Raw genomic sequence first — 26,146 nt, forward strand, 5'->3', positions numbered from 1 at the left:
GATTATTCCTCCACCCGGCCCAGCAGATAATGGTGATGATTGTGGACATGGCTGATGATGCGGCACATGTCGCTCAACACCGGCGGTACCTCGGCAAACTCACCGGCCTCATTGATATGTAACTGCCACTCTTGACCATCCTGACGCACACGCACCTGGGAACCCTCCACCAAGAAGCCGGGGTTGCTGCTGTTGGTAAAGTCCTGCGCCAAGCTGAAGATAGTGACCTTATCTTTGTAAGGTTTACCCTGCCACGGACAGAACTGGGCGCAGTTGCCGCACTCGTTGCAATAGGCATCCAGATGCAGCGTCTGGAAGCGATTCTGGAACCCCGGAACCGCAATGGAGACGTTGGCGCGGTTCGGGCAAACATCCACACACTTGCTACAGACGTAGTTACATTCCAAGCAACGCTGCGCCTCCTGCGCCACGAAGGCGTCACGGTCGTCTTTATCCACCAGGGTGACGGCGATCGCGCCCTTACGCTGGTAGATGCGCGCCGGGTCGACGTTGTTCCAGTACTTGTCGCCGTAGCGGGTCGCGATGTTTTCGCGCGCCAGAATGGCGTCCGTCGCCCGACGGGCGGTGCCAATGGCCGCCACGATAGAGGAGGGGCCGCTCTGCACGTCACCGATCAAGAACACGTTGTCACGCGTGGTTTCGCCGCTGGCATCGCGTACCGCCGGCCAGCCGCTGTCGTCCAATGGCACGCCGATGGCAGCCAGGTGCTCACAGTCGGCTTGCTCGCCGATGGCGGTGATCAGGGCGTCCATCTGGAGGGTAACGGTTTGTTCGGTAGCCACCGGACGGCGACGCCCCTGTTCGTCCGGCTCGCCGAGCGCCATGACGCGCGCCACCAGGGTGCCGTCCTGCTCAAAACGTTCCGGGTTAGTCAGGAACATGAATTTCACCCCGTCTTCCAGCGCCTCCTGATACTCCTCGCGATAAGCTGGCATCTCATTCAGGGTACGGCGGTATAGCACGGTGACGTCCTCGACCCCCGGGACCCGGAGAGCAGCGCGGGCGCAGTCCATCGCCGTGTTACCGGCACCGACGACGGCGACGTGTTTGCCTAACTGCAAGGCTACGCCGCGGTTGTAATCACGCAGGAACGGCAGAGAGCGGTAGACGTTACGGTTATCGCCCGCCAGACGAACGCCGCTGTTCTTGTCGGTTCCGACCCCCACCAGGACATAAGCGAAACCTTGCTGCTGTAGCTGTTCGACCGTTAGCTGCGGATCGCAACCGAAGGCAAACTTCACTCCGTGAGCGGCAACAAAGTCGATGTCATGGGCGATCAACTCTCCCGGGATACGGAACTGCGGAATGATGTTCTTCACCACCCCACCGGCGTTGGCTTCGCGCTCGAACAGGGTGACCGGATGACCGGCCCGCGCCAGGAAGTAACCCGCGGAGAGACCGGCGGGACCGGCACCGATCACCGCGACCGGGTGCTTGTCGCCAGAGCCGGCCGGTTTGTGCCAACGCTGCTGATACTCCGGCCAGCCGCGCTCCAACGCCACCTTCTTCAATTCGCGGATATTCAAGGCGCTGTCATAATCCAGGCGAGTACAGTTGTACTGGCACTGATGGTCGCAAATGTGGCCGGTGATCGCCGGCAGGGCGTTACGCTGATAAATCACCTCCAGCGCATCGGCATAACGTCCCTCGCCCATCAGACGAATATATTCAGGAATATCTTGCTTGATAGCACAGGCGGTTACACAGGGGGCCACATAGCAATCGGTCAGTGGCAGCGGGCCACCAGCATCGATGCGATCCTCGGACTTCCAATGTTTCTGGGTGTACTCCATGCTGACGGCGCGGGCAGCCAGTGCTTCCAGGCGCGCGACATCGACCTTCGGCATCTGCCAGTATTCAGAGCGATCCAACTCGCGCATGCATTCGGTCAGGCGTAGGTAGCCGCCTGGCTTGAGCAGATCGGTCGCCATGGTGATCGGGCGAATACCTGTTTCGAAGATGTCGCGGATGTTGAACTTGCTGGCACCACCGGAATAGGAGATCGGCAGTTCGCCGTCGAAAGCACGCGACAGCACCGCCGCCACATTGATGGAAAGCGGGAACAGGGCGCGACCGGACATGTACATCTCGTCACCGGGCAGCGCACCCTTGTTGTTGATGGTGCCCAGCGTGTTGGTCAGCTTGACACCGAAACTCAGTTGCTTTTCCCGGCCCAGCGCCATCAGACGCTGCAACATCTCCAACGCTTGCGCCAGCTTCAGATCGTGCTCGAAGGACTCCTCCTTCAGACCGATATAGTCGAAGCCGCAGGTATCGAGGATCTCACGCACCCGAGCGTACCCCAGCAGGGTTGGGTTCAGCTTGACGAAGGTGTTCAGTTGCTTCTCTTCCAGCATATAGCGGCAGATAGCCTCGATCTCATCCGGTGGGCAACCATGCATAGTCGACAAGGTGACGCCGTGCGCCATGTCGCCCGGAATCGATTCTGCCAACGCGGCCAGGCGGTCACGCCGCTCCGTCAGCCCCAGACGGGCCAGGAATGCCTCATCGTTGACCAAACGCGCTAAGATGCGGCGATATTCGGCAAACTTAGGATGCTTGGCGGAGTCCATCATGTCGTGGATGAATTGTTGCATCGGCGGTTGCTTGATGCCGTCGAGGTTATAGCCCACGCTCATGTTGAAGATGAAAGACTTGGCCTCACCCTGGGTGCGTGGGTCGAAGATCTCCTCCAACAGATGCAGAGCGAACCAGGCTTTCAGGTATTCATCGTGGGCTTTTAGCAGGGTAAACTCGGTAGACCATTCGGTGTTGAAACACTCATCTTCCGCATCGATACACGGCTTATCCAACTCCAGACGGTCGAGGATCTGCACCGTCTTCAGTTCGATAAAACGGCCGCCAGTCAGCCAAGATACGATGATATTTTGCGCCAGCTGAGTATGTGGGCCGGCGGCGGGGCCGATGGGGGTCTCACAGGTTTCACCGAACACCTTGATCAGATTCTGATTATCTTTGCGGTAAAACTGCTGTTCGGGGATCCCAAAGATAGAGCGGTTTTGATGGTATTCATCAAAAATGCGCGTCAGAAGCTCCTCGAATGGAACGGGACGCATAATATCACCCATGACTCTCTCCTTGCTGCGACATAACGCTGATATTGATTTACCGGGGTACGTCCCGCGCACACCGGCGGCTAGCTAGATATCAGCAACAATCACGCCAAATCTTTATTCCCTTCTTTTGGATGATAAAAACCGTGAGTAATATCTAATTGTTTTATCTATTTGTGAAACAGCTCACACCGGCTAAATGAGAATACCAATCACTAAAACACATTCACTTCCTGGCGGTTTATTCAGCGCCAATCAGATTATCAAAAAAAGAGAATTCGTATCACTTTGATATGCGAATCTTGATATAATTATTTTAATTGTGAACGCAATCGCTTAAATATAAAAACTAAAGCACTTATTTTTGCAAAAGCAATTGATACGCCTGAGGTGTGTCGACATCGAAAATAATTTCTTCTGCATTTATATCAAGATAGCGATAATCTTTTGCCAGCAAATATTCACGCATACTGCGCTGGGGGTAGCGCTGCCCCGCCTGCGGCAATACGCTGCGAGGCACGAGGACCGGATGGCCGGGAGTGCCGTGATAACGCGGCAGCAAGGCATAAGGCCCGCGCTGCCGCCACAGCTGGGCGAACAGTGCCGGCGTCAGGCAAGGCATATCACCATGACAGATAAAACAATAGTCACTCTGTACCTGCGCCGCGCCGCAGCAGAGCGAGGAAAATAAACCGCTGGTATAATCGTTATTCACCACCAGCTGAATGCGAGGATGATCACCATAACGCTGTAATAACACCTCGGCGCGGAACCCTACCACTAATATTATTTGCTGACAAAATCCCAATGCGTTATTAATACTGGCATCCAGGATAGTGCCATCGCGATAGGGAAGCATCATTTTCCACTGCCCCATCCGTGACGATAGCCCGGCGGCGGGAATGATCGCACTCACTGCCTCGGGATTAATATATTCTTCTGCTGGCATCATTCTATTTTTCCACGGGATTAATGACATTATTCATAGCACATGACGGTGAACCGCATAATACCCGAACTCAATACTCTGTTTTGTGATCGTGAAACGCGCGCGCAGCCCTTGCTGATCAGCGTGATCGGCGCGGGAGGGAAAACCAGCGCCCTGCATTGGCTGGCGCGGGCCTGGGCCGCCCAGCAGCGACGGGTACTGGTTACCACCACGACCCGCATGTATCTCCCCGACACGCTCCCGACTCTCTTTTGCCGTCACCCGGCGGCCTTACCGGCCAACGCGCTGCGCGCCCCCATCACCGCCTGCTTCTCCGCCTGGGATGCAACCAACGGTAAGGTCCGCGGCTTCATGCCGGCACAGATCGACGCCTTGGCCCAACGCGATCTGGCCGATGTGATCCTGGTGGAAGCCGATGGCGCGCATCGCCTAGCGCTAAAAGCACCGGCGGGGCACGAACCTTGCATCCCTGAAAGTAGCCATTGCGTAATCGCCGTGAGTGGGGGCGCGCCCTTAGGGCATCCCGTCGGCGCACAGTGCGTACACCGTTGGCCGCTGTTCGCCGCATGCAGCGGTCTGGCGGAGGGAGAACGCCTGGATATGGTGGCGATGAGCCGCTTTATCCGCCATCCGCAGGGGATGTTCAAGGGTACCCCGCAGGGGGCTCGACGGGTCTGGCTGATCAACCGCTTTTATCAATCTGATAATGTTACGGACGCCGATCTGTATGCCCTGCTGCATGACGGCACGCTGGATGCCATCTGGCTCGGCGCCGTCCGTGAACATCCTCCGATTACGCGCATCTTGCAGCGCCATGACACCCCCCCTGCCGGCGGATGCGTGCGGCAGCGCTGGGAATAACAACAAGGCAGTAAACATTGAGGTCGTTATGAATATCTTTGCACAAGCCGCGCAACTTGAGGAACAGAACCGCCCCTTCGCTATGGCTCAGATCATCGAGAGCCGGGGCTCAACACCGCGCCATTCGGCCCAAATGCTGGTATTAAAGGACGGCAGTATCATCGGGACTATCGGTGGCGGGATGGTCGAACGCCTGGTCATTGAGCAAGCCATGCAGGCGCTAGCCGAACGTAAGCCACGCGTCTTCCACGGTCGCATGGCGCGCAGTGGGCAAGATGCCGTCGGCTCCGACTGCGGCGGGGCGATGTCGGTGTATATCGATGTCCACGGTCTACGTCCTCGCCTGGTACTGATCGGTGCCGGGCATGTCAATCGCGCCATCGCTCACGCGGCCGCACCATTAGGCTTCGATATTCATGTTGGCGATACCTACCAGGAGAGCCTGGATCCAGCGCTATTTCCCGCCGGTACCCGCCTACACCACGGCGACAGCTATACTCACCTCATCGCGGCGATGCAGATCGAGGAAGAGAGCTTCGTCATTATCGCCACCAACAGTCAGGACAAAGAGGCGCTCGACTGTCTGATCGACAAGCCGCTGTACTATTTAGGGCTGCTAGGCAGCCGACGCAAGGTACAGACTTTCTGCCAACAACTGCGCCAGAGCGGCGTCGATGAGGAGCAACTGGCACGCTTACACGCGCCTATCGGCTATAACATCGGTGCCGAGACGCCGGAGGAGATCGCCGTCAGCATTCTGGCGGAGGTCTTACAGATCAAGAATCGCGCCGCCGGTGGCCAAATGAAGCAGAACATTCGTCTACAGCGCAACCGTTTAGTGGCGATCCGCGGCGCGGGCGATATCGCGACGGGCGTAGCGCTACGCCTGTATCACGCTGGCTTCCGCGTCTTGATGTTAGAGGTGGCCAAACCGACGGTGATCCGCCGCAGCGTCGCCTTTGCCCAGGCGGTGTTCGATGGTGAGATGACCGTCGAAGGGGTAACCGCCCGCCGCGCCGAAGGCGCCGAGCAGGCCTTCAGCCTGATCGAACAAGGCATCATCCCAGTGCTGGTCGATCCGCAGTGCCTCACCCTGGCGGCACTGCAACCCCACTATCTGGTCGATGCCATCCTGGCCAAACAAAATCTGGGGACCCGCCGTGACATGGCGCCGGTCACCATTGCCCTCGGCCCCGGGTTCGATGCCGGTCAAGACTGCGATGCGGTGATCGAAACCAACCGCGGCCACCATCTGGGACGGGTGATCTACCGCGGCTTTGCCCAGGCGAACACCGGTATCCCTGGCAATATCAACGGCCATACCACCCGCAGGGTGATCCGGGCGCCGCACGCCGGCATCATGCACTGTTGTGTCAAGCTGGGTGATCTGGTCAATGAAGGCGACATTCTGGCCCATATCGATAACACCCCGGTAATGGCGCCGCTGCCAGGCATGGTGCGCGGCCTGCTAAGCGAGGGGCTAGAGGTCAGCGCTGGCTTTAAGATCGGCGATGTCGATCCGCGTGGCGCACAGGCCGACTACACCACCGTCTCCGACAAGGCGCGCGCTATCGGTGGCGCGGTGCTGGAGGCCATGATGAAGCTCAGCCCACAATCTTGAGCCCGTTTAAACGCCACTCGTGCAGCGTGTTAATAAATAAAACCAATGAATCAGGGGGCGCTAAGCGCCCCCTGGTTTACGATGACATTTATGACCGCGAGCGCTACGCCCGGTGCCCGGCGAGGATCATTGGCAGATCACGGTGCCGGTCTTACCCTCAATCCCCTCTTTTGCCTTATCCAATACGGTAATCAGCGCCTCACGGCCCGCCCGGGTACGGGCGAAAGAGAGCGCCGCCTCGACCTTCGGCAACATCGAGCCCTTGGCGAAGTGCCCCTCATCGATAAAGCGCTGGGCATCGTCCAGGCTGAGGCGATCCAGCCATTGCTGATTCGGCTTACCGAAGTTGATCGCCACTTTCTCTACCGCCGTCAAAATGATCAGCATATCGGCATCGATCATCTCCGCCAGTTTGGCGCTGGCCCAATCCTTATCGATCACCGCGCTGGCGCCGCGCAGATGATTCCCCTCACGGATCACCGGGATCCCGCCGCCGCCGACGGTGATCACCACCTGACCGGCATTGATCATCGCCTTCACCGTCTCCTTCTCAACGATATCGACCGGTTTCGGCGAGGCGACCACGCGGCGATAACCGCGCCCGGCATCCTCTTTCATGTTGTAACCGTTACGCATCAGCAGCTCCGCCTCTTCTTGGCTGAAGAACGAGCCGATCGGCTTGCTCGGATTGAGGAACGCGGGATCGTTACCATCGACCTCTACCTGGGTGATCAGCGTCGCCACCGGCGTATCCATCCCCCGATCCAGTAACTCCTCACGCAGCGCGTTTTGCAGATCGTAGCCGATATACCCTTGGCTCAACGCGACACAGACCGACATCGGCAACATCGGCGTATGCGCCTCGGTCTTTGCCGCCGCCTCAAACGCCAGGTTGATCATGCCAACCTGCGGGCCGTTGCCGTGGGTGACCACCACCTGATGGCCCTGGGCGATCAGATCGACGATCGCCCGTGCCGTGGTTTTCACCGCCTGCATCTGTTCGGCCAGCCCTTCGCCCAGTGCGTTACCCCCCAGCGCGAGCACGATTTTTTTCTTCATCATATCCTCACTCGTATGTTGTTGGACCGGACTGCATCCCGTCGCGCAAGCTTCCCGGCGGTATGCGGGCGCAGCCGTACTGCCTATAGCGGTGCCTGAAACGCTTTACGCTTCAGAAAACGCCCGCGCCCCGGTTCGGCGCAAAACTGTCCCTCACTGAAAATGCGTTCGCCACGCGCCAAGGTATGGCGGATCTCGCCGCGGCAGACCATGCCCTCATAGGGGCTATAATCGGCGTTATCATGCAATGCGCTGTGATGGATGGTGGTGGTGCGGCGCGGATCGATGATCACCACATCGGCATCGGCGCCCGGGGCGATCACCCCTTTCTGCGGCCACAAGCCGAACAGCCGCGCCGGCGTGGCACTGGTCAGCGCCACGAAACGTGGCAACGAAATACGCCCGGTCATCACCCCGGCGGAGAACAGCAATAACATGCGATTCTCAACGCCTGGCAGTCCATTGGGGCAACGACTGAAATTGCCGCCGGAGAGCGCCAGCCGCTGGCTGTAAGGAAACGTGCAGTGATCGGTGGCCACCACATCGATAGCGCCATCGCTGATCCCACACCACAAGGCGTCCTGTTCGCGCAGATTGCGCAGCGGTGGACTAAGGATAAACTTCAGCCCATCCTCACGCAGGTAGCTACGCTCATCCAACAGCAGATACTGCGGGCAACTCTCCACCCACACTGGTTGATGACGCGCCCGCGCCAAGCGTAGATACTCCAGCCCTAACCTGTTGGAGAGGTGGACAATATACAGCGGCGCGTTACCGGCCAACTGCGCCAAGTTGATCATCCGAGCGATGGCCTCCGCCTCACACTCCAAGGGACGGCTACGGGCATGAAAAATCGGCGCCACTTCGCCTTGCGCCAAATAATGGGCGCGACGTTGCGCGATGGCAGCATCGTTCTCCGGGTGTACCGTGGTCAGCGCGCCGACCTGATGCAGGCGGCGTAGGGCACGCAACACCGCATCATCGTCCAGCTTAAAACCATAGGTAAGATAGAGCTTAAAACTGCTGATGCCCTCTTCGTGCACCATCGAGGCCATCTCGTCGAGGATCGCCTCGTCGATATGCTGGATCACTCCGTGAAAGCTGTAGTCGATCACCGCCTTGCCGGCGGCATAGTCATGATAGGCCGCCAACTGATGGTGCAGGCAACAGCCCTTCGGGCCGAAGCCCATATGGTCGATAATGGTTGTTGTACCGCCACACGCCGCTGCGCGGGTGCCGGTAAAAAAATCATCACAACTGCGTGCCAAGCCCACATCGATGTTAAAGTGCGTATGCACATCGACACCGCCGGGCAACACATAGCAACCTTGCGCGTCGATCACCTCATCCGCCTCGTCCTCGCTCAGGCCGGGGTCAACGCGACTGATGATACCGTGCTCAATCAGCACATCCGCCCATCGCTCGCCGTCGTGGTTCACCACCGTGCCATTCTTAATCAGCGTTCTCATCGTTGTGACTCCGCAGAGGAGCCCCGGCACCACCGGCGCCGGGGCGAGGGACGTTAACTTACTTCTTCAGCTGCTCCATGTAGGTCAGCGGGATGGCGGCATACATCGCCGCACAGGTCACCAGATGATCCTTCCAGGTCTTCTCGTTCGGCGCATGCGCCTCCGGCTCTTTACCCGGGCCGAAGCCGATCACCGGGATGCCGTGGCGGCCCATGATGGAGACACCGTTGGTGGAGAAAGTCCACTTATCGACGACCGGTTGCTTACGGAACAGTCCTTGATAGGCCTGGCTCAGCGTCTTAACCGTGATATGGTCCTCTTCGACTTTCCAGGTAGGGAAGTAGCACTCGGTCGGATAAACCAGACCGGTATAGGAGGGACGATCATAGTTATACATAGAGACGGTCGCGTTGGCGGCCTTCACCGCCGGCAGAGCACGGATCTCCTCCAGCGCGCCTTCCCAGGTTTCACCCCAGGTCAGACGGCGGTCGATAGAGACGGCGCAGCTATCAGCCACGGCGCAACGGCTCGGCGAGGTGAAGAAGATCTCGGAGACCGTTAGCGTCCCCTTACCGAGGAACTCGTCATAGCCCAGGTTCTGTGACAACTCTTGCAATTCATTCAGGATCGGCCCCATCTTGAAGATGGCGTTATCGCCGCGCTCCGGCGCAGAGCCGTGGCAACTGACCCCCTGTACATCGATGCGGATCTCCATACGACCGCGTTGACCGCGGTAGATCTGGCAATCGGTCGGTTCGGTACTGACCACGAACTCCGGACGGATCTTGGACTGCTCGATGATGTACTGCCAGCACAGACCGTCGCAATCTTCTTCTTGTACCGTACCGGTCACCAGCAGGGTGTATTGATCTTCCAGTCCCAGATCCTTGATGATCTTGCCGGCATACACCATGGAGGCCATACCGCCTTCCTGATCCGACGCACCGCGTCCGCCAATCAGTTCGTCGGTCTCCATGCCTTCATAGGGATCGAAGGTCCAGTTCTTGATGTTACCGACGCCAACGGTATCGATGTGAGCATCCATGGCGATCAGATGCGGGCCGTGGCCGACGTAACCCAGCACGTTCCCCATCGGGTCGATCTCAACACGATCGAAGCCCACTTTCTCCATCTCTTCTTTGATGCGCAACACCACGCGCTTTTCATCGCAGCTTTCACTGGGGATGGCAATCATGTCGCGCAGGAAACGGGACATGTCGTCTTTATATTGATGTGCCTTCTCCAGAATCATATCGAACGGAACTTGCTTAGCCATTATATTCTTCTCCAGTGGTAATCCCCCCGCCGGGCGGGGAGCATGAATTCAACGATGCCCCCGCGCTTATTCACACGCCGGGTATTTCCCTTCCCAAACCACTTCACGGTAGTGCTTCACATCGGTATCCCCTTCGGTGCTGATCAACAGCACCACGGAATCGCGATTCAGCCCTAACGTCTTCATCAGTTCTTCACGACGCGGATGATGGTGAACGGCAGCCAATACCCCCAGACCGACGGCGCCTGATTCGCCAGAGATGATGCGCGCGTCCTGCCCCAACGGGTTACCCAGCACACGCATTCCCAAGGCGGCGACGTTATCCTGACAGGAGATAAACTGGGTGGCGCAGTTGCGCAGCAACGGCCAGCCCAACGGGTTCGGTTCGCCGCAGGCCAGACCAGCCATGATGGTGGCCATGTCGCCGCCGACGTTGACGATTTCCCCCTTCACCCCAGAACGGAACACGCAGTCCGCCAGATCCGGCTCCACGATCACCGAGTGCAGATTGTTGGCGCCATACACATCCACCAAATAGCCCAACACCCCTCCGGCCATGGCACCGACACCAGCTTGCAGGAAGACGTGCGTCGGGCGCTCGATCCCCATCTGCGCCATCTGCTCAACCGCTTCATCCGCCAGTGTGGCGTAACCCTGCATGATCCAGGTCGGGATCTTGGTATAGCCTTCCCAAGCGGTATCCTGCACCACTTCCCAACCCCGCTCCTGCGCGGTCTTCATGGTTAGGCGCACGGTGTCGTCATAGTTCATATCGGTAACGATGCACTCTGCGCCCAAGTTACGGATATGCTCTACCCGCTCACGCGCCGAGCCCTTCGGCATGTACACCACCGCATGCTGGCCCAACTGCTGCGCAGCCCAAGCCACACCGCGACCATGGTTGCCGTCGGTGGTCGTGGCGAAGGTCATGCGTTCGCTCAGGGTGGATTTGAGCTTCTCGAAGGAGAAGTCATTGATATCCATGTGATACTTTTCACACAGCAGGCGCGCGATAGCGTAGGCTCCCCCCAGCATCTTGAAGGCATTGAGACCAAAACGCTGCGACTCATCCTTCACCAAAATCTTGCCGATGCCGAACAGGTGAGACAGTTCATCCAAGGCATACAGCGGCGTAGGACGGTAGCCGGTAATTTTTTTATGAAAGGCCCGTGCTTTCTGTGCTTCGGCACGGGAGAACAGTGGCGACGTTTCACCATTGAAGAAACGGTTCTGCGCAATATCCACCTTCAACGAGAAAACAGACATAAACCAACCTCATCCATCGAAAAAGAGATCCGCGCTGGCGGAGAGGCCGGCCCGGCAGGCCGGCCGACGGTGTTACTTAATGCGTTTCTGCGCTTCTTTGAGCAGTTGCTCCAGCAACAGACCCGGTTTCGGGAACTTACGCGCGACGATCATCGCGGCGATGATATACGGCTTCCAACTGGCTTCTTTGTAGGTAGCGATACGGTATTTCTCGAATACCCCTTCGGTGACCTCACCCTCTTTGCAGGAAACACCTGAGATATCAGCCGGTAGGCAGTGCATATACAGCGCCTCACCGCCACGAGTCAGCTTCATCATCTCTTCGGTGCAGTGCCAATCTTTATGGTTGGCGTTCTGGGCCAGACACTGTTTCTCCAGCGCCTTCAGGCCATCATGGTCATTGGCGCGCAGCAGCTCGGTGCGCTGCTCCATCACCTTGTAAGGTGCCCACGACTTGGGATAAACGATATCCGCATCCTTGAATGCCTCCTCCATGGAGCTCACCTGACGGAAGCTTCCGCCGGACGCTTTGGCATTGTTACGCGCCACCTCAACCACATCCGGGATCAGGTCATAGCCTTCCGGGTGGGCCAGGGTGACATCCATCCCAAAGCGAGTCATCAGGCCGATGATGCCCTGCGGGACAGACAGCGGCTTGCCGTAACTCGGAGAATAGGCCCAGGTCATGGCGATCTTCTTGCCCTTCAGATTTTCCAGGCTGCCAAAGTGTTCGCGCAGCCACGCCAGGTCGGCCATGGACTGTGTCGGGTGGTCGATATCGCATTGCAGGTTGACCAGCGCCGGGCGCTGCGGCAATACGCCTTGCTCATAGCCTTCATCCAACGCGGCTCCCACTTCACGCATATAGGCGTTACCAGCGCCTAAATACATGTCGTCGCGGATCCCGATAGCATCAGCGCAGAAAGAGATCATGTTGGCGGTCTCACGTACCGTTTCACCATGGGCGATCTGCGATTTCCCTTCATCCAAATCCTGCTGTGCCAGACCCAGCAGGTTCAATGCGGAGGCATAAGAGAAACGGGTACGGGTTGAGTTATCGCGGAATACGGAGATACCCAGCCCGCTATTAAAGATTTTGGTCGCGATGTTTTCTGCCCGCATCGTCTTCAGCGCGGCGGCGACATCCAGCACCAACTTGAGTTCTTCCGGACTCTGCTCCCAGGTCAGCAAAAAGTCCTTGTCATGAAGGTTAGACTTGAGCGCGTTGATATCCTTGATAATTTCATTAACAGTTTTCATCGTATGGCCCTAATGAGTAAGTGACTGGCTACCTGACAACCTGCTACGCCGCCCAGGCGGTGAGAGCCCGACCTGCAAACAGCCGATAACAGCGACTGATAAGACTTAAACAATAACTGTGCCAAATTTGTTTTCTATCTGGGGGGAACGGACATGCCCATGATATTGTGCGAGAGCCATCACAAAATAATGTTCAAAAGCCCTGAAAGGCGGTCAGCTTTATCTGTTGGGTGCATATTATCAGCAGAGTAAATACACTAAATACTTACTCGCTTGGCCTGCGGCGGCACTTTTTTTTCACCCATCAGCAACCCATATTGATAACCTCTCCGCCATCGCTCTCATTTTGATAATAAAGTGTGATGGCTATTACATATTTGTCGTATCGCGCACGAAAAGAAATCCATCTTTATCAAAATTCAATTTTGCTGAGTTAGTATCATGCGATAAACGAAGATGCATGTGACCTAATGGAATAGGTTGTCACCACCGCCAATATACCCATATCAACAGGTAACTGGTTAAGTGCTAAAAGAAAGGTTTAATTATGACGTCGGCAAACACGCAATCCGTTTTGATGCAGATCCAACCCATCATTCTGCGCTTTACCAAGATGCTTTCGAGCGTACTGCAACTGGAAGTTGAAATCGTCGATGCCACCATGACACGCGTCGCGGGCACCGGACCTTACGGCAAGTTCTTCGGCCGCAAGCTCAACAGCAACTCGCGCTTACTGCGTTACGTCCTCGATACTAAACAGGAAAAGGTGGTGATCCGCTCACGTTTCGATCCCGTTTGTGAGGGGTGCAACAGTAAGGATAACTGTAAGGAGAAAGCTTTCCTCGGTACGCCCATCCTGTTCCAAGGAAACTGCATCGGGGTGATCAGTCTGGTCGCCTTTACCCAGGAGCAACAGGAGCGAATAAAAGATAATTTACACGAGTTCTCCGACTATGTTCGTCATATATCCAACATATTCGTCTCTAAACTATTGGAAAGCCAAGGAGCAAACGATGGCGTCAGTAAAATACTGCTTAGCCTGATCGAGAATATGGATCAGGGCGTGATCGTGCTTGACGAAAATAACCAAGCGAAATTTGCCAATGCCACCGCATTAAAACAACTGAATGCCATTAATGAGCAAGTTATTGGTAAAACATTTAATATTCGGCCACTGACCTATCAACAGAACTATCTGAGCGGCCATCTGCAACATATCGTCACCTTCGATCAGCACCAGGAATTGGTCATCGGCCAACTCCACGATATACAGGACCACCAGCTGTTCCTGATGGCGTTCCATCAGTCTCACTCACCGATGAGCGTCGAGCTGAATCCGGACGATCCCCGCATCGAACATTTGGTGGGGGAGTGCCGTCCGATGCGCACCCTCAAACGTTTAATCAGCCGCGTGGCTCCCAGCCCCTCCAGCGTGCTGATCGTCGGCGAGAGTGGCACCGGGAAAGAGGTGGTCGCACGCGCGATCCACCAGTTGAGCGATCGCAACAACAAACCCTTCATCGCCATCAACTGTGCCGCCATTCCCGACCAACTGCTGGAGAGCGAACTGTTCGGCTATGTGAAGGGCGCTTTCACTGGCGCCTCCGCCAACGGTAAGGTCGGCCTGATCCAGGCCGCCAATCACGGTACGCTATTTTTAGACGAAATCGGCGATATGCCACTCACGCTCCAAGCCAAGCTGCTGCGTGCCATTGAGGCTCGTGAGGTTCAACCGATCGGCTCTAGCAATCCAATCGCCGTCGACATCCGCATTATCTCGGCGACCAACCAAAATCTGGAGCAATACATCGCCGAGGGGAAGTTCCGCGAGGATCTCTACTACCGTCTCAATGTCATTCCCGTCGCGCTGCCACCGTTACGCGAACGCAATGGCGACATCGAACTGTTGATCCACTACTTCCTCAATCTACATACCAAACGCATCGGCTTGGTCTATCCCGGCATTTCCCCTCAGGTGATGATGCTGCTCAAACGCTACCGCTGGCCGGGCAACGTGCGCGAACTGAGCAACCTGATGGAATACCTGATCAACGTGGTGCCAAGCGGCGAGGTGATCGATACGGCACTGCTACCGCCGAACTTGGTCAACGGCCAAGTCACGCCGGTCTACCGCGAAGACACCAGCCACTATCAGAGCAGTGTGGCCTGCGATGATCATGGCAGCACCGCGCTGGAGGAGATGGAGAAGCAGATGATCCGCGAGGCGCTGTCTCGTCACAGTAACAAGAAACAGGCGGCGGAAGAGTTAGGGATCGGTATCGCGACACTCTACCGCAAGATCAAAAAATACGAGCTCACCACGCCATAACCGCATACGTTGCGGGCTCGCTAAGCGGGCCCGCTCAACCGTGTAGCCAGAATCGCCCGACAACGAACAGGGCGAATAGCAGCGGTAAGGCCAGCAAGACCAACTCTGCCATACGCCGGCCAGGCCGCACGCTTTCCGGTGTGCTACGCGCCAGGGCGAGCGCCCCGATCAACAGCGCCAGCAACGACAGACCGCCGGCAAAGGCGGCATCGGCCAGCAACACCGTCACCTGCCAGCTACGGTACGCCTGGGCGGAGTGCGCCGCCTGGTAACGCCCGGTCTCCAGCCACTGCCAGAGCAACAGTACCCAGGGCATCAGCCAAGCACCGCTGCCCACCATCCAAGAAAGTCGTCGTAGTACCATCATCCTCTCTCATCTTTGCCGGGCGGCGGGAGCGACGACCCCGTGCCGCCGCATCGCCGTCTGCAATACCTCTACCCGCCAGGGCGAACGATGCCTAATAAAAAGCCCCGCGACGCGGGGCTTGCAAATCGGTTATCCGCGCAATCAGAATGGGATATCGTCATCGAAATCCATCGGCGGTTCGCTGCTCTGCGGCGCAGCGGGTTGTGCCGGTGCGGCATAGCCTCCCTGCTGCTGACGCGGTGCGGATTGCCCGCCGCTGAAAGCCGCGCCTTGCGGCTGCTGTGGTTGGCCCCACCCCCCCTGCTGACCTGGGTTCCCCATCGGAGCACCACCGCCCTGACGCCCCCCCAGCATCTGCATAGAGCCGTTGATGTCGACGACGACTTCGGTGGTATAGCGATCCTGGCCGCTCTGATCCTGCCACTTACGCGTGCGCAGCTGCCCCTCAACGTATACCTGAGAGCCTTTGCGCAGGTACTCGCCGGCAATCTCCGCCAGCTTGCCGTACAGCGCGACACGATGCCATTCAGTCCGCTCTTTCTGCTCACCGGTCTGCTTGTCGCGCCAGGTTTCAGAGGTCGCCAGCGTCAAGTTGGCAACAGCGCCGCCGTTCGGCATATAACGGACTTCCGGATCCTGACCCAGATTACCGATAAGAATCACTTTGTTTACGCCTCTGCTGGCCATATCGACTCTCCTGATGTAGTAAATTTATTCAGTCTAAACGGTAAATTCTAACACGCCAGCGACGCTTGAGCATCCTCGATCGTTTCTGCGGCGTACGCCGTAATCCGGCACGAACACGGTTATTGAATACTGGATATTCATTCAGTTTTTAATATGTCATAATTATTGATCACGCTTGTGCACGCAGAGATCGGTAACTGTTAATCCGGGAAGTCGGTAATGGATAAAATAGAAATACGGGGTGCTCGCACCCACAATCTCAAGAATATCAACCTGATCATTCCCCGCGATAAACTGGTGGTCATCACCGGTCTGTCCGGATCCGGTAAGTCCTCTCTGGCGTTCGATACCCTGTATGCCGAAGGACAGCGGCGCTATGTCGAGTCACTCTCCGCCTACGCCCGTCAGTTTTTATCGTTGATGGAGAAACCCGACGTCGATCATATCGAAGGTTTATCGCCCGCCATCTCCATCGAACAAAAGTCTACCTCGCATAACCCGCGCTCTACCGTCGGCACCATCACCGAAATCCATGACTATCTGCGCCTGTTGTTCGCCCGTGTCGGTGAGCCACGCTGCCCAACGCACGGCACGCCGCTAGCGGCGCAGACCGTCAGCCAGATGGTCGATAATGTATTGGCGCAGCCGGAAGGTAAGCGTCTGATGCTGCTGGCACCGATCATCAAGGATCGTAAGGGTGAGCACAGCAAGACATTGGAAAATCTGGCCGCGCAGGGATATATCCGGGCGCGGATCGATGGCGAGGTCTGCGATCTCTCTGATCCGCCGAAGCTGGAGCTGCAAAAGAAACACAGTATCGACGTGGTGGTCGATCGCTTTAAGGTTCGCCCCGATATGGCACAGCGTCTGGCCGAGTCATTCGAGACCACCCTGGAGCTTTCTGGCGGCAGCGCCGTGGTCGCCGATATGGACGATCCCCAGGCGGAAGAACTGCTCTTCTCCGCCAATTTCGCCTGTCCTTTATGCGGCTACAGCATGCGCGAACTCGAGCCCCGCCTATTCTCCTTCAACAACCCGGCCGGGGCCTGCCCCACCTGCGACGGCCTAGGCGTCCAGCAGTACTTCGATCCGGAGCGGGTGGTGCAGAACGGCGAGCTCTCGTTGGCTGGCGGCGCTATTCGCGGTTGGGATCGTCGTAACTTCTACTATTTCCAGATGCTACGCTCGTTGGCCGACCATTATCATTTTGATATTGAAGCGCCCTTCGACACACTGGATGAGGCAATACAGAAGGTGGTGCTCTACGGCTCGGGAAAAGAAGCGATCGAGTTCAAGTACATTAACGATCGTGGCGATACCACCGTGCGCCATCATCCCTTCGAAGGGGTGCTGCACAATATGGAGCGCCGCTACAAAGAGACCGAATCCAGCGCCGTGCGCGAGGAGCTGGCCAAGTTTATCAGCAACCGCCCCTGCGCCGCCTGCGGTGGGACCCGACTACGCGAAGAGGCGCGTCATGTCTTCATTGAGGACACCACGCTACCGCAGATCGCCGATCTCAGCATCGGCGCGGCCTTACGTTTCTTCCAGCAACTAGCACTCAGTGGACAGCGCGCTAAAATCGCCGAGAAGGTACTGAAAGAGATCGGCGAGCGCCTGCAATTTTTGGTTAACGTCGGGTTGAACTACCTGACCCTGTCGCGCTCTGCCGAGACACTCTCCGGCGGTGAGGCGCAGCGTATCCGTCTGGCCAGCCAGATCGGCGCCGGGTTGGTCGGGGTAATGTATGTGCTCGACGAGCCTTCTATTGGCTTACACCAACGCGATAACGAGCGCCTGCTCGATACGCTGATGCACCTACGCAACCTGGGCAACACGGTGATTGTGGTCGAGCACGATGAGGATGCCATCCGCGCCGCCGACCACATCATCGACATCGGTCCCGGTGCCGGAGTGCATGGCGGTGAGATCGTCGCCCAAGGCGACGTGGCGCAAATCATGGCGACCCCCGCCTCTCTCACCGGTCAATATCTTAGCGGACAACGTAAGATTGCCATCCCCAGCGAGCGGGTCGCGGCCGATCCCGCGCGGGTACTCAAGCTGAGCGGTGCACGCGGCAATAATCTGAAAGAGGTGACGTTAACCCTGCCCGTTGGGCTATTTACCTGCATCACCGGTGTCTCCGGCTCCGGCAAGTCGACACTGATCAACGATACCCTATTCCCCATCGCACAACGCCAGCTAAACGGCGCCACGCTGAGCGAACCGGCCCCCTATCGCAGTATCACGGGACTGGAGCATTTCGATAAGGTGATCGACATCGATCAAAGCCCTATCGGGCGGACTCCACGCTCCAATCCAGCGACCTACACCGGTATCTTTACCCCGATCCGCGAGCTGTTCTCTGGCGTACCGGAGTCGCGCGCTCGCGGTTATACCCCCGGTCGCTTCAGCTTTAACGTGCGCGGCGGGCGCTGTGAGGCCTGCCAGGGCGACGGGGTGATCAAGGTGGAGATGCATTTCCTTCCGGACATCTACGTGCCGTGCGATCATTGCAAGGGCAAGCGCTATAACCGTGAGACCTTGGAGATTAAGTACAAAGGGAAAAACATCCATGAGGTGCTAGAGATGACGATTGAGGAAGCGCGCAGCTTCTTCGACGCCGTCCCGGCGCTGGCGCGTAAGCTACAGACGTTGATGGATGTCGGATTGGGCTATATCCGCCTGGGGCAATCGGCGACTACCCTCTCCGGCGGTGAGGCGCAACGCGTCAAACTGTCGCGTGAGCTCTCTAAGCGTGGCACCGGGCAAACCCTGTACATTCTGGATGAGCCCACCACCGGTCTGCACTTCGCCGATATTCAACAACTGCTCGCGGTGCTGCACCAACTGCGCGATCAGGGCAACACCATTGTCGTCATCGAACATAACCTGGATGTGATCAAGACGGCGGACTGGATCGTTGACCTGGGGCCGGAGGGCGGCAGTGGAGGCGGACAGATTTTGGTCGCCGGGACACCGGAAACCGTCGCGCAGTGTGACACCTCGCATACGGCGCGCTTCCTGCGCCCCATCCTCGAGCAAGGCTGACACGAGCCCCAGCGTCAGGCGTAACATCCGGCGCTGGGGCCCGCTTGAACGGAGAGCAATTACTGTAACGAGTGCTGCTCGCTGGCTTGGTGCAGCGCCAACTGGTAAGAGCCATCCACCAGTTGATAGAGCAATGAATCGTTGAGGGCACCGTCGAGGAATACGGTACTCCAGTGCGCCTTATTCAGGCGGCGGCTGGGCACGATGTCCTTGTGGAGGCTGCGCAGTCTGACGGCCTGCTCACAGCTAGTCTTCACCGCCACTGCCGGACGCGCCTCACCATTCTCCACCATCGCAAATAATACGCCGCCGACGCGCACCTGGTGGGTGCGCCAGCGGTTTTGCAATGTTTGCTGCGCCCCGGGCTTCGACAGGCAATATTGCATAAATGCCGAATTATCCATCAATCCTATCCCCTTGTATGGTTGCTACGATACGGCGTATCCCGCCCTGTATACGGTGTTCGCCAAGCCAAATACCCTGCCAGGTTCCAAGCTGTAACGCGCCCTGGCGTATCGGCACCACCAGCGAGGTTCCCAGCAGAGACGACTTGATGTGCGCGGGCATATCGTCCGCCCCTTCATCGTCGTGTGCATAGGGAGCATCTTCCGGCACCGCACGCAAAAAATAACGTTCCATGTCATGACGCACTGTGGGATCACAGTTTTCATTGAGGGTAAGCGACGCCGACGTATGTAGTAACAACAGATGCAACAGCCCCACCCGAACCTGCCCCAAGGCCGGTAAGGCGGCGGTGATCTCCGCCGTGATCAGATGGAAACCGCGCGCTCTCGCCCGCAGCGTCAAGGTTTGCTGATACCACATGTCGATAACGTCCTCGATAAGTATATTCTTTGTACAGCCAGCGGCAAGAAAACGCAGCGGAAAGTTCTGTAAAGATAGGCAGACGCAGCGTCAGAAAAGGATAAGGGGACCGAAGCGCCGGGAGTGAACGCAGAATCTACGTCAACCACCATCGATGCATAGGGGGGCGTCGTGCCGCCCCTCCAGTCCGCCCCTCTGCGGGGGTTAGGCCATCACACGAACCAACGCCGCCGCGACGCGTTCAAGATTGTGCTCATTCAACCCAGCCATACAGACCCGACCGTTGCCCACCAGATAGACCGCATCCTGCTGTTGCAACTGCGCCACCTGCTGAGGCGATAGCCCGGTGTAGTTGAACATGCCGCGCTGACGACGCAGGTAATCAAAATTACACTGTGGCAGCGCCTGATTGAGCCTGGCAGCCAGTTGCTTACGCATGTCGATGATACGCAAGCGCATCGCCTCGACCTCTTCCCGCCATTGGCGATGGAGTGTGGGATCGCAGAGCACCCCTGCCACCAGGGTGGCGCCGTGCAACGGCGGACTGGAGTAGTTACGCCGCACGGTGGCCTTCAACTGCCCCAAGACCCGCGCCGCCTCGGCACTGTCGCTACATAGCACCGATAAGCCGCCAACCCGTTCGCCATACAGTGAGAAGATCTTGGAAAAGGAGTTACTGATCAGGCAGGGTAGTCCGGCATCGGCGATGGCGCGAATGGCGTAGACATCTTGATCCATTCCGCCTCCCAATCCCTGATAAGCGATGTCCAGAAAAGGAATCAATGCACGCCGACGCAACAATGCCACCAGCGTATCCCACTGTGCAGGCGTCAGATCCGCGCCCGTCGGGTTATGACAGCAGGGATGTAACAACACGATGCTCTGCGGCGCTAACCGCTCCAGCGTCGCCAGCATGGCGTCGAAACGCACCCCCAAGGTTTGGACATCGAAATAGGGATAGTGGTGAACACGAAAACCAGCGCCTTCGAAGATGGCAACATGGTTCTCCCACGTCGGATCGCTGACCCACACCTCTGCCGTGGGGAAATAGCGCCGCAAAAAATCAGCGCCGATCTTCAAGGCCCCCGATCCCCCGACCGTTTGCACCGTTGCCAGCCGTTTCTGGCGCAGCGCCGGATGATCGGCCCCCAGTAGCAACGACTGCACGGCGCTGCGATAGCTGGCCAGTCCCTCCATCGGCAAGTAGAGCGGCGCCGTCGCGGGCGCGGCATTCACGCGGGCTAAGGCGCTCGCGACCGAAGAAAGCATCGGGACTTCACCCCGTTGGTCATAATACAAGCCGATACTCAGGTTTACTTTCTCGGGACGGGGATCCTGCTTGAAACGCTCCATGAGAGAGAGGATCGGGTCGCCGGCATAGTCATCTACATGTTCAAACATGGGGTGGCTCTCCTTTTGGCTGATGGCCATAACATAACCCCATATCACAGAAAAATACTAGCTGGCTCACGCGTTACGCATGCCGAGCCGCCCAGGCGATCCCCGATACACAAGAGTGTGATAAGGTAAAAAATCTGACGAGAAATCATTCGCTGCAACCCGCAATGGAGATCGCCATGCCCACCTATCCCTCGATTACGCTGAATGACGGCAACCGCATCCCCCAATTAGGGTTAGGAGTCTGGCAGGTCAGCGATACCCTGGCGCGTGATGTTGTCGCCGAGGCACTGCGTGTCGGTTATCGTGCCATCGATACCGCCGCTATCTATGGTAACGAACATGGCGTCGGCCAGGCATTACAGCAGAGCGGCCTGGCGCGTGAGTCGCTCTTCATCACGACCAAACTGTGGAATGCCGACCATCTGGAGGTCGAGCGGGCCTTTCATGCTAGCCTGCATAAACTTCGCCTGGAGTATATCGATCTCTACCTGATCCATTGGCCGATGGCGCTACAAGATACCTTCGTTCACGCCTGGCGCCATCTGATCGCCCTGCGACGACAAGGGTTAGTCAAGAGCATCGGAGTGTGTAACTTCAACCCTGAGCATCTCCAGCGCCTATTGGACGAGACCGGTGTCGTGCCGGCTGTCAATCAGATCGAACTCCATCCCTTGCTGCAACAAACGACGCTGCAAACCTGGAACCGCCGCCATGGCATCGCGACCGAGGCCTGGAGCCCCTTAGCTCAGGGGGGAGAGGGCGTGTTTGACGCCGAGCCGATTCGCCGTCTGGCGGCCAAGTATGGCAAGAGCGCGGCACAGATCGTCATTCGTTGGCATCTGGATTGTGGGCGCATCGTCATTCCGAAAACCGTCTCGGCCATGCGCCTGAGGGAGAATATCGCCGTGTTCGACTTTAAACTGGAGGCGAGCGAGCTGGCACAGATCGCCCGTTTGGAGTGCGGCAAGCGGCTCGGTTCCGATCCTGCCACCTATATGCGCCTGTAGGCGCTAAGAAGCGTTCTGGCGGCCCTAACGCCAAGCATTGAGGCCGCCGCCGAAGCGCTTAGCGCGGTTTCTTAGCCTGCCCGGCGGGGCGTGTCGGGCGGGACGTTCGCTCTGCGGGACGAGCGGGACGGCTATGATCGCCCTTTCCTCCCGAACGCGGGGTGGGTTGTGCCGTCCCCTTCGTCTCCCCACGCATCGCTGCCGCGCGTCCCGCACCCTGGGGACGCGCAGCGGAGCGGCGAGGCGCACCGGTGTGTTTGGTCATCGCTGGCGTCATGTTGCGCTGATAACCACGGCGAGCGGCGCGTTGTTCTTCCAGTGTCGGCGCCGGCACCAGGCACTCGCGGCGATTGCCGATCAGGTGTTGCAGCCCCATCTCCTCCAGCGCGGCACGGATCATCGGCCAGTTAGCCGGATCATGATAGCGTAGTAACGCCTTGTGCAAACGGCGTTGACGCTCTCCTTTCGGAACCACGACCTCTTCACTCTTGTAATCCACCTTAGACAGTGGGTTTTTACCGGTGTAATACATGGTGGTCGAGTTAGCCAACGGCGACGGGTAAAAGTTCTGCACCTGATCGAGGCGGAAACGATGTTGCTTCAACCATAGCGCCAGGTTCACCATGTCCTCATCTCGCGTCCCCGGATGGGCAGAGATGAAATAGGGGATCAGGTACTGCTCTTTGCCCGCCTGCTTCGAATAACTATCGAACAATTCTTTAAAGCGGTAATAGCTGCCCATCCCCGGCTTCATCATCTTCGACAGCGGCCCCTCCTCCGTATGCTCTGGGGCAATCTTCAGATAACCGCCGACGTGATAGGTCGCCAACTCTTTGATGTAGCGCGGATCTTGTACCGCTAGATCGTAGCGCACGCCGGAAGCGATCAGGATCTTCTTCACCCCCGCGAGATCGCGGGCGCGACGATAGAGCTTAATTGTCGGCTCGTGATTGGTATCCATATGGCGACAGATATCTGGGTAGACACAGGAGGCACGACGACAGGTCTGTTCGGCACGCGGTGACTGGCAACGCAACATATACATGTTAGCGGTCGGTCCGCCGAGATCGGAGATAATCCCGGTAAAACCCGGCACTTTATCGCGGATCTCTTCGATCTCGCGAATGATCGAGTCTTCGGAGCGGCTCTGAATGATACGTCCCTCATGCTCGGTGATCGAGCAGAAGGCACAACCGCCGTAACAACCACGCATAATGTTGACCGAGAAACGGATCATGTCATAGGCCGGTAGCCGCGCCTTGCCGTAAGCCGGGTGCGGCACCCGTTGGAACGGCAGAGCATAGACGCTATCCATCTCTTCGGTACTCAGCGGAATGGCCGGCGGGTTAACCCAGACGTAACGATCGCCGTGTTTCTGCATCAGGGCTCGCGCGCAACCCGGGTTAGTTTCGTGGTGCAAAATGCGCGAGGCGTGGGCGTACATCACCTTATCACTCTTCACCTTCTCGAAGGACGGCAACAGGACGTAGGTTTTTTCCCACGGCTTAGGCTTAGGCGCCCGAACGGTGATCGGCGTCGCCTCTTCGGCGTTTTTGGGGGAACAGGCCAGATCGTCGCCGTACGGATTTGGGATCGGCTCAATCCGCCCCGGCGTATCGAGGCGGGTCGAATCGACGCCACTCCAGCCCACTAGCGGCTCCTTACGTATGATGGCGGTGTTTCGCACGTCGCAGATGCTGGCGATCGGCTCGCCTGCCGCCAGGCGGTGCGCGACCTCGACCAATGGGCGCTCCCCATTACCGTACATCAGCATGTCGGCCTTGGCGTCCACCAAGACCGAACGACGCACGGTGTCCGACCAATAGTCATAGTGCGCTACACGGCGCAGGCTGGCTTCGATACCGCCCAGGATCACCGGCACATCACTGAACGCCTCCTTACAACGCTGGCTATACACCAGGGTGGCGCGATCCGGGCGCTTTCCCCCCTCGTTATTCGGCGTATAGGCATCGTCATGACGTAGCTTGCGATCGGCGGTATAGCGGTTGATCATCGAATCCATATTACCAGCGGTTACACCGAAAAACAGATTCGGTTTACCCAGGCGCATAAAATCAGTTTTACTGGTCCAGTCCGGCTGGGCAATGATGCCAACGCGGAAACCTTGCGCCTCCAGCATGCGGCCAACAATGGCCATTCCAAAACTGGGGTGATCCACGTACGCATCACCGGTAACGATGATAATGTCGCAGCTGTCCCACCCCAGCTTATCCATCTCTTCACGCGACATCGGTAAGAACGGTGCGGTGCCGAAGCATTCGGCCCAATAAGGGGTGTAGGAGAACAGATCGCGCTCCGGTTGGATTAGGCTGACACTACTCATGACGCTACTCTTGTATTGGTAAGACAGGCGGGTCTGGTGAACAAATCATCAGGATCAGGGCGGCGATTATACGCATTACGGCCAAGAAAAGAAATCAAGAGGATGTTAGCCCATGCGCCATCCCCAAACGGGAGGGCGCGTGACGGCCTGGCGCTGACACCCAACGCAGTGCGACGATGGAGCGCCATCTGGAGCGGCGGCTTACTCCAGGGTTGGATTCATCCGGCGTAGATCATAGGGGGTTATCTGATAGACATAGTAATTCAGCCAGTTCGTAAACAACAAATGACCATGGCTGCGCCAGGTCGCCGTCGGCGTGCGCGCGGGATCATCCTGTGGAAAATAGTTGCACGGTAGCATTGGCTCCAGGCCGGCGCTCACGTCACGCTGATACTCATCACCCAGCGTATAGGCGTCATACTCCGGATGACCGGTGACAAACACCATGCGCTTATCGGCGCTAGCAAACAGGTAAGCCCCCGCCTGCTCCGATTCAGCGAAGATCTGCAAGTCAGTAGCCGAGCGGATCAACGATGTCGGGAAATCGGCATAACGCGAGTGCGGAGCCCAAAAACGTTCATCGAACCCACGGGTTAACAATGCCAAGGGTTGCAGCGTTTGATGACCGTACACGCCAGAGAGCTTCTCGCTACGCGTTATCTTGGGTAGCCCATATAGCACATTCAGCGCCGCTTGTACCGCCCAACAGACGAAGAGCGTCGACGTCACATGAGCTCGTGCCCATTCGATTACCCGCACAATCTGCGTCCAGTAAGCGACATCACCGAAATCGACCAATCCTAGTGGTGCGCCAGTAACGATCAAACCATCGAAATTCTGCTGTTGAATATCTTCAAAATGACAATAGAAGTTATTCAGATGCTCGCTCGGGGTATTTTTCGACTCACGTCGATCGATACGGAGTAATTGAATGTCGATCTGTAGGGGAGAGTTCGATAACAGGCGTAGGAATTGATTCTCTGTCTCGATTTTCTTCGGCATCAGGTTCAACAACAATACCTTCAACGGACGGATCTCCTGTCCTGCGGCACGCGAATGCGTCATGACGAATACGTTTTCATTACGCAAGAAGTTAACGGCGGGTAAGGCATCGGGGATCCTGATTGGCATGCGTGCGCTCCAGCGGTAAGGAAAGACAGTCCATGTTTATTTTTAGACATCTGGATAGCCAAAATAATCAGTTTTAACCAGCTTGTACAGAGTGCACTGCGTGAGAAATTTTCATCCAGCGCGCAGAGGAGACACCATACCGCCAGCG

General features: G+C 57.5%; 19 protein-coding genes. 5 read left to right on the forward strand and 14 right to left on the reverse strand.

The window, feature by feature from the left end; all coding sequences use genetic code 11:
• Positions 1 to 2: 2 nt before the first annotated feature.
• Both ygfK and EHO01S_RS10930 read right to left on the reverse strand, forming a co-directional pair.
• Positions 3 to 3,110: a putative selenate reductase subunit YgfK gene (gene ygfK, locus EHO01S_RS10925; protein ID WP_024523979.1), complete on the reverse strand. Its 3,108-nt coding sequence runs from the start codon at positions 3,108 to 3,110 to the stop codon at positions 3 to 5.
• 343 nt (positions 3,111 to 3,453) lie between these two features.
• On the reverse strand, positions 3,454 to 4,047 hold the full coding sequence (locus EHO01S_RS10930; RefSeq protein ID WP_024523980.1) for an NTP transferase domain-containing protein: 594 nt from the start codon (positions 4,045 to 4,047) through the stop codon (positions 3,454 to 3,456).
• A 39-nt stretch (positions 4,048 to 4,086) separates the two neighbouring features.
• Here EHO01S_RS10930 and yqeC point away from each other — a divergent pair, with 39 nt between their 5' ends.
• Positions 4,087 to 4,905: a selenium cofactor biosynthesis protein YqeC gene (yqeC, locus tag EHO01S_RS10935; protein ID WP_024523981.1), complete on the forward strand. Its 819-nt coding sequence runs from the start codon at positions 4,087 to 4,089 to the stop codon at positions 4,903 to 4,905.
• 28 nt (positions 4,906 to 4,933) lie between these two features.
• Positions 4,934 to 6,526, forward strand: coding sequence for a selenium-dependent molybdenum cofactor biosynthesis protein YqeB (gene yqeB / locus EHO01S_RS10940; RefSeq protein ID WP_024523982.1), 1,593 nt, complete (start codon positions 4,934 to 4,936; stop codon positions 6,524 to 6,526).
• Positions 6,527 to 6,652: 126 nt separating this feature from the next.
• Here the strand turns inward: yqeB and arcC are convergent, their stop codons facing one another.
• The 5 genes from arcC to ygeW form a co-directional block, all read right to left on the reverse strand.
• Positions 6,653 to 7,585, reverse strand: coding sequence for a carbamate kinase (gene arcC, locus EHO01S_RS10945; RefSeq protein WP_024523983.1), 933 nt, complete (start codon positions 7,583 to 7,585; stop codon positions 6,653 to 6,655).
• 83 nt (positions 7,586 to 7,668) lie between these two features.
• Positions 7,669 to 9,054 (reverse strand): dihydropyrimidinase, encoded by a 1,386-nt coding sequence (hydA, locus tag EHO01S_RS10950; protein ID WP_024523984.1) that lies wholly within the window; start codon positions 9,052 to 9,054, stop codon positions 7,669 to 7,671.
• A 58-nt stretch (positions 9,055 to 9,112) separates the two neighbouring features.
• Positions 9,113 to 10,330, reverse strand: coding sequence for a YgeY family selenium metabolism-linked hydrolase (locus tag EHO01S_RS10955; RefSeq protein ID WP_024523985.1), 1,218 nt, complete (start codon positions 10,328 to 10,330; stop codon positions 9,113 to 9,115).
• A 66-nt stretch (positions 10,331 to 10,396) separates the two neighbouring features.
• Positions 10,397 to 11,596 (reverse strand): diaminopropionate ammonia-lyase, encoded by a 1,200-nt coding sequence (gene dpaL / locus EHO01S_RS10960; RefSeq protein ID WP_024523986.1) that lies wholly within the window; start codon positions 11,594 to 11,596, stop codon positions 10,397 to 10,399.
• A gap of 72 nt (positions 11,597 to 11,668) precedes the next feature.
• A complete protein-coding gene (gene ygeW / locus EHO01S_RS10965; RefSeq protein WP_024523987.1) occupies positions 11,669 to 12,856 on the reverse strand; it encodes a knotted carbamoyltransferase YgeW in 1,188 nt (395 codons plus the stop codon).
• Positions 12,857 to 13,403: 547 nt separating this feature from the next.
• Between ygeW and EHO01S_RS10970 the strand changes: the two genes are divergently transcribed.
• Positions 13,404 to 15,185 carry a sigma-54 interaction domain-containing protein gene (locus EHO01S_RS10970; RefSeq protein WP_024523988.1) on the forward strand — a complete coding sequence of 594 codons (1,782 nt, stop codon included), beginning with the start codon at positions 13,404 to 13,406 and terminating at the stop codon, positions 15,183 to 15,185.
• A 34-nt stretch (positions 15,186 to 15,219) separates the two neighbouring features.
• Here EHO01S_RS10970 and EHO01S_RS10975 read toward each other — a convergent pair whose 3' ends face one another.
• Both EHO01S_RS10975 and EHO01S_RS10980 read right to left on the reverse strand, forming a co-directional pair.
• Positions 15,220 to 15,549 (reverse strand): hypothetical protein, encoded by a 330-nt coding sequence (locus tag EHO01S_RS10975; RefSeq protein ID WP_024523989.1) that lies wholly within the window; start codon positions 15,547 to 15,549, stop codon positions 15,220 to 15,222.
• Between the two features lie 144 nt (positions 15,550 to 15,693).
• A complete protein-coding gene (locus EHO01S_RS10980) occupies positions 15,694 to 16,239 on the reverse strand; it encodes a single-stranded DNA-binding protein (protein WP_024523990.1) in 546 nt (181 codons plus the stop codon).
• Between the two features lie 219 nt (positions 16,240 to 16,458).
• Here EHO01S_RS10980 and uvrA point away from each other — a divergent pair, with 219 nt between their 5' ends.
• A complete protein-coding gene (gene uvrA, locus EHO01S_RS10985; protein WP_024523991.1) occupies positions 16,459 to 19,290 on the forward strand; it encodes an excinuclease ABC subunit UvrA in 2,832 nt (943 codons plus the stop codon).
• A 59-nt stretch (positions 19,291 to 19,349) separates the two neighbouring features.
• On the opposite strand, the gene EHO01S_RS10990 is transcribed toward uvrA, so the two are convergent.
• The 3 genes from EHO01S_RS10990 to EHO01S_RS11000 form a co-directional block, all read right to left on the reverse strand.
• Positions 19,350 to 19,694, reverse strand: coding sequence for an MmcQ/YjbR family DNA-binding protein (locus EHO01S_RS10990; protein WP_024523992.1), 345 nt, complete (start codon positions 19,692 to 19,694; stop codon positions 19,350 to 19,352).
• Positions 19,687 to 20,115: a secondary thiamine-phosphate synthase enzyme YjbQ gene (locus EHO01S_RS10995; protein WP_024523993.1), complete on the reverse strand. Its 429-nt coding sequence runs from the start codon at positions 20,113 to 20,115 to the stop codon at positions 19,687 to 19,689. Before EHO01S_RS10995 ends, EHO01S_RS10990 begins: the two co-directional genes overlap by 8 nt.
• Before the next feature lie 204 nt (positions 20,116 to 20,319).
• Positions 20,320 to 21,516: an amino acid aminotransferase gene (locus tag EHO01S_RS11000; RefSeq protein WP_024523994.1), complete on the reverse strand. Its 1,197-nt coding sequence runs from the start codon at positions 21,514 to 21,516 to the stop codon at positions 20,320 to 20,322.
• Positions 21,517 to 21,692: 176 nt separating this feature from the next.
• Between EHO01S_RS11000 and dkgA the strand changes: the two genes are divergently transcribed.
• Positions 21,693 to 22,523 (forward strand): 2,5-didehydrogluconate reductase DkgA, encoded by an 831-nt coding sequence (gene dkgA, locus EHO01S_RS11005; RefSeq protein WP_024523995.1) that lies wholly within the window; start codon positions 21,693 to 21,695, stop codon positions 22,521 to 22,523.
• A 58-nt stretch (positions 22,524 to 22,581) separates the two neighbouring features.
• Here dkgA and EHO01S_RS11010 read toward each other — a convergent pair whose 3' ends face one another.
• On the reverse strand, positions 22,582 to 24,867 hold the full coding sequence (locus EHO01S_RS11010) for a YgiQ family radical SAM protein (protein ID WP_024523996.1): 2,286 nt from the start codon (positions 24,865 to 24,867) through the stop codon (positions 22,582 to 22,584).
• A 201-nt stretch (positions 24,868 to 25,068) separates the two neighbouring features.
• Positions 25,069 to 25,998 (reverse strand): homoserine O-acetyltransferase MetA, encoded by a 930-nt coding sequence (metA, locus tag EHO01S_RS11015; RefSeq protein WP_024523997.1) that lies wholly within the window; start codon positions 25,996 to 25,998, stop codon positions 25,069 to 25,071.
• Positions 25,999 to 26,146: the final 148 nt, after the last annotated feature.

The sequence above is a fragment of the Edwardsiella hoshinae NBRC 105699 = ATCC 33379 genome (assembly GCF_000474215.1).
GTDB classification, from domain to species: Bacteria; Pseudomonadota; Gammaproteobacteria; order Enterobacterales; family Enterobacteriaceae; genus Edwardsiella; species Edwardsiella hoshinae.

Excerpts from the sequence above, each read along its gene's own strand:
- ygfK (WP_024523979.1), bottom strand. The coding sequence starts at position 3,110 with ATGGGTGATATTATGCGTCCCGTTCCATTCGAGGAGCTTCTGACGCGC.
- EHO01S_RS10930 (WP_024523980.1), bottom strand. The coding sequence starts at position 4,047 with ATGATGCCAGCAGAAGAATATATTAATCCCGAGGCAGTGAGTGCGATC.
- yqeC (WP_024523981.1), top strand. The coding sequence starts at position 4,087 with ATGACGGTGAACCGCATAATACCCGAACTCAATACTCTGTTTTGTGAT.
- yqeB (WP_024523982.1), top strand. The coding sequence starts at position 4,934 with ATGAATATCTTTGCACAAGCCGCGCAACTTGAGGAACAGAACCGCCCC.
- arcC (WP_024523983.1), bottom strand. The coding sequence starts at position 7,585 with ATGAAGAAAAAAATCGTGCTCGCGCTGGGGGGTAACGCACTGGGCGAA.
- hydA (WP_024523984.1), bottom strand. The coding sequence starts at position 9,054 with ATGAGAACGCTGATTAAGAATGGCACGGTGGTGAACCACGACGGCGAG.
- EHO01S_RS10955 (WP_024523985.1), bottom strand. The coding sequence starts at position 10,330 with ATGGCTAAGCAAGTTCCGTTCGATATGATTCTGGAGAAGGCACATCAA.
- dpaL (WP_024523986.1), bottom strand. The coding sequence starts at position 11,596 with ATGTCTGTTTTCTCGTTGAAGGTGGATATTGCGCAGAACCGTTTCTTC.
- ygeW (WP_024523987.1), bottom strand. The coding sequence starts at position 12,856 with ATGAAAACTGTTAATGAAATTATCAAGGATATCAACGCGCTCAAGTCT.
- EHO01S_RS10970 (WP_024523988.1), top strand. The coding sequence starts at position 13,404 with ATGACGTCGGCAAACACGCAATCCGTTTTGATGCAGATCCAACCCATC.
- EHO01S_RS10975 (WP_024523989.1), bottom strand. The coding sequence starts at position 15,549 with ATGGTACTACGACGACTTTCTTGGATGGTGGGCAGCGGTGCTTGGCTG.
- EHO01S_RS10980 (WP_024523990.1), bottom strand. The coding sequence starts at position 16,239 with ATGGCCAGCAGAGGCGTAAACAAAGTGATTCTTATCGGTAATCTGGGT.
- uvrA (WP_024523991.1), top strand. The coding sequence starts at position 16,459 with ATGGATAAAATAGAAATACGGGGTGCTCGCACCCACAATCTCAAGAAT.
- EHO01S_RS10990 (WP_024523992.1), bottom strand. The coding sequence starts at position 19,694 with ATGGATAATTCGGCATTTATGCAATATTGCCTGTCGAAGCCCGGGGCG.
- EHO01S_RS10995 (WP_024523993.1), bottom strand. The coding sequence starts at position 20,115 with ATGTGGTATCAGCAAACCTTGACGCTGCGGGCGAGAGCGCGCGGTTTC.
- EHO01S_RS11000 (WP_024523994.1), bottom strand. The coding sequence starts at position 21,516 with ATGTTTGAACATGTAGATGACTATGCCGGCGACCCGATCCTCTCTCTC.
- dkgA (WP_024523995.1), top strand. The coding sequence starts at position 21,693 with ATGCCCACCTATCCCTCGATTACGCTGAATGACGGCAACCGCATCCCC.
- EHO01S_RS11010 (WP_024523996.1), bottom strand. The coding sequence starts at position 24,867 with ATGAGTAGTGTCAGCCTAATCCAACCGGAGCGCGATCTGTTCTCCTAC.
- metA (WP_024523997.1), bottom strand. The coding sequence starts at position 25,998 with ATGCCAATCAGGATCCCCGATGCCTTACCCGCCGTTAACTTCTTGCGT.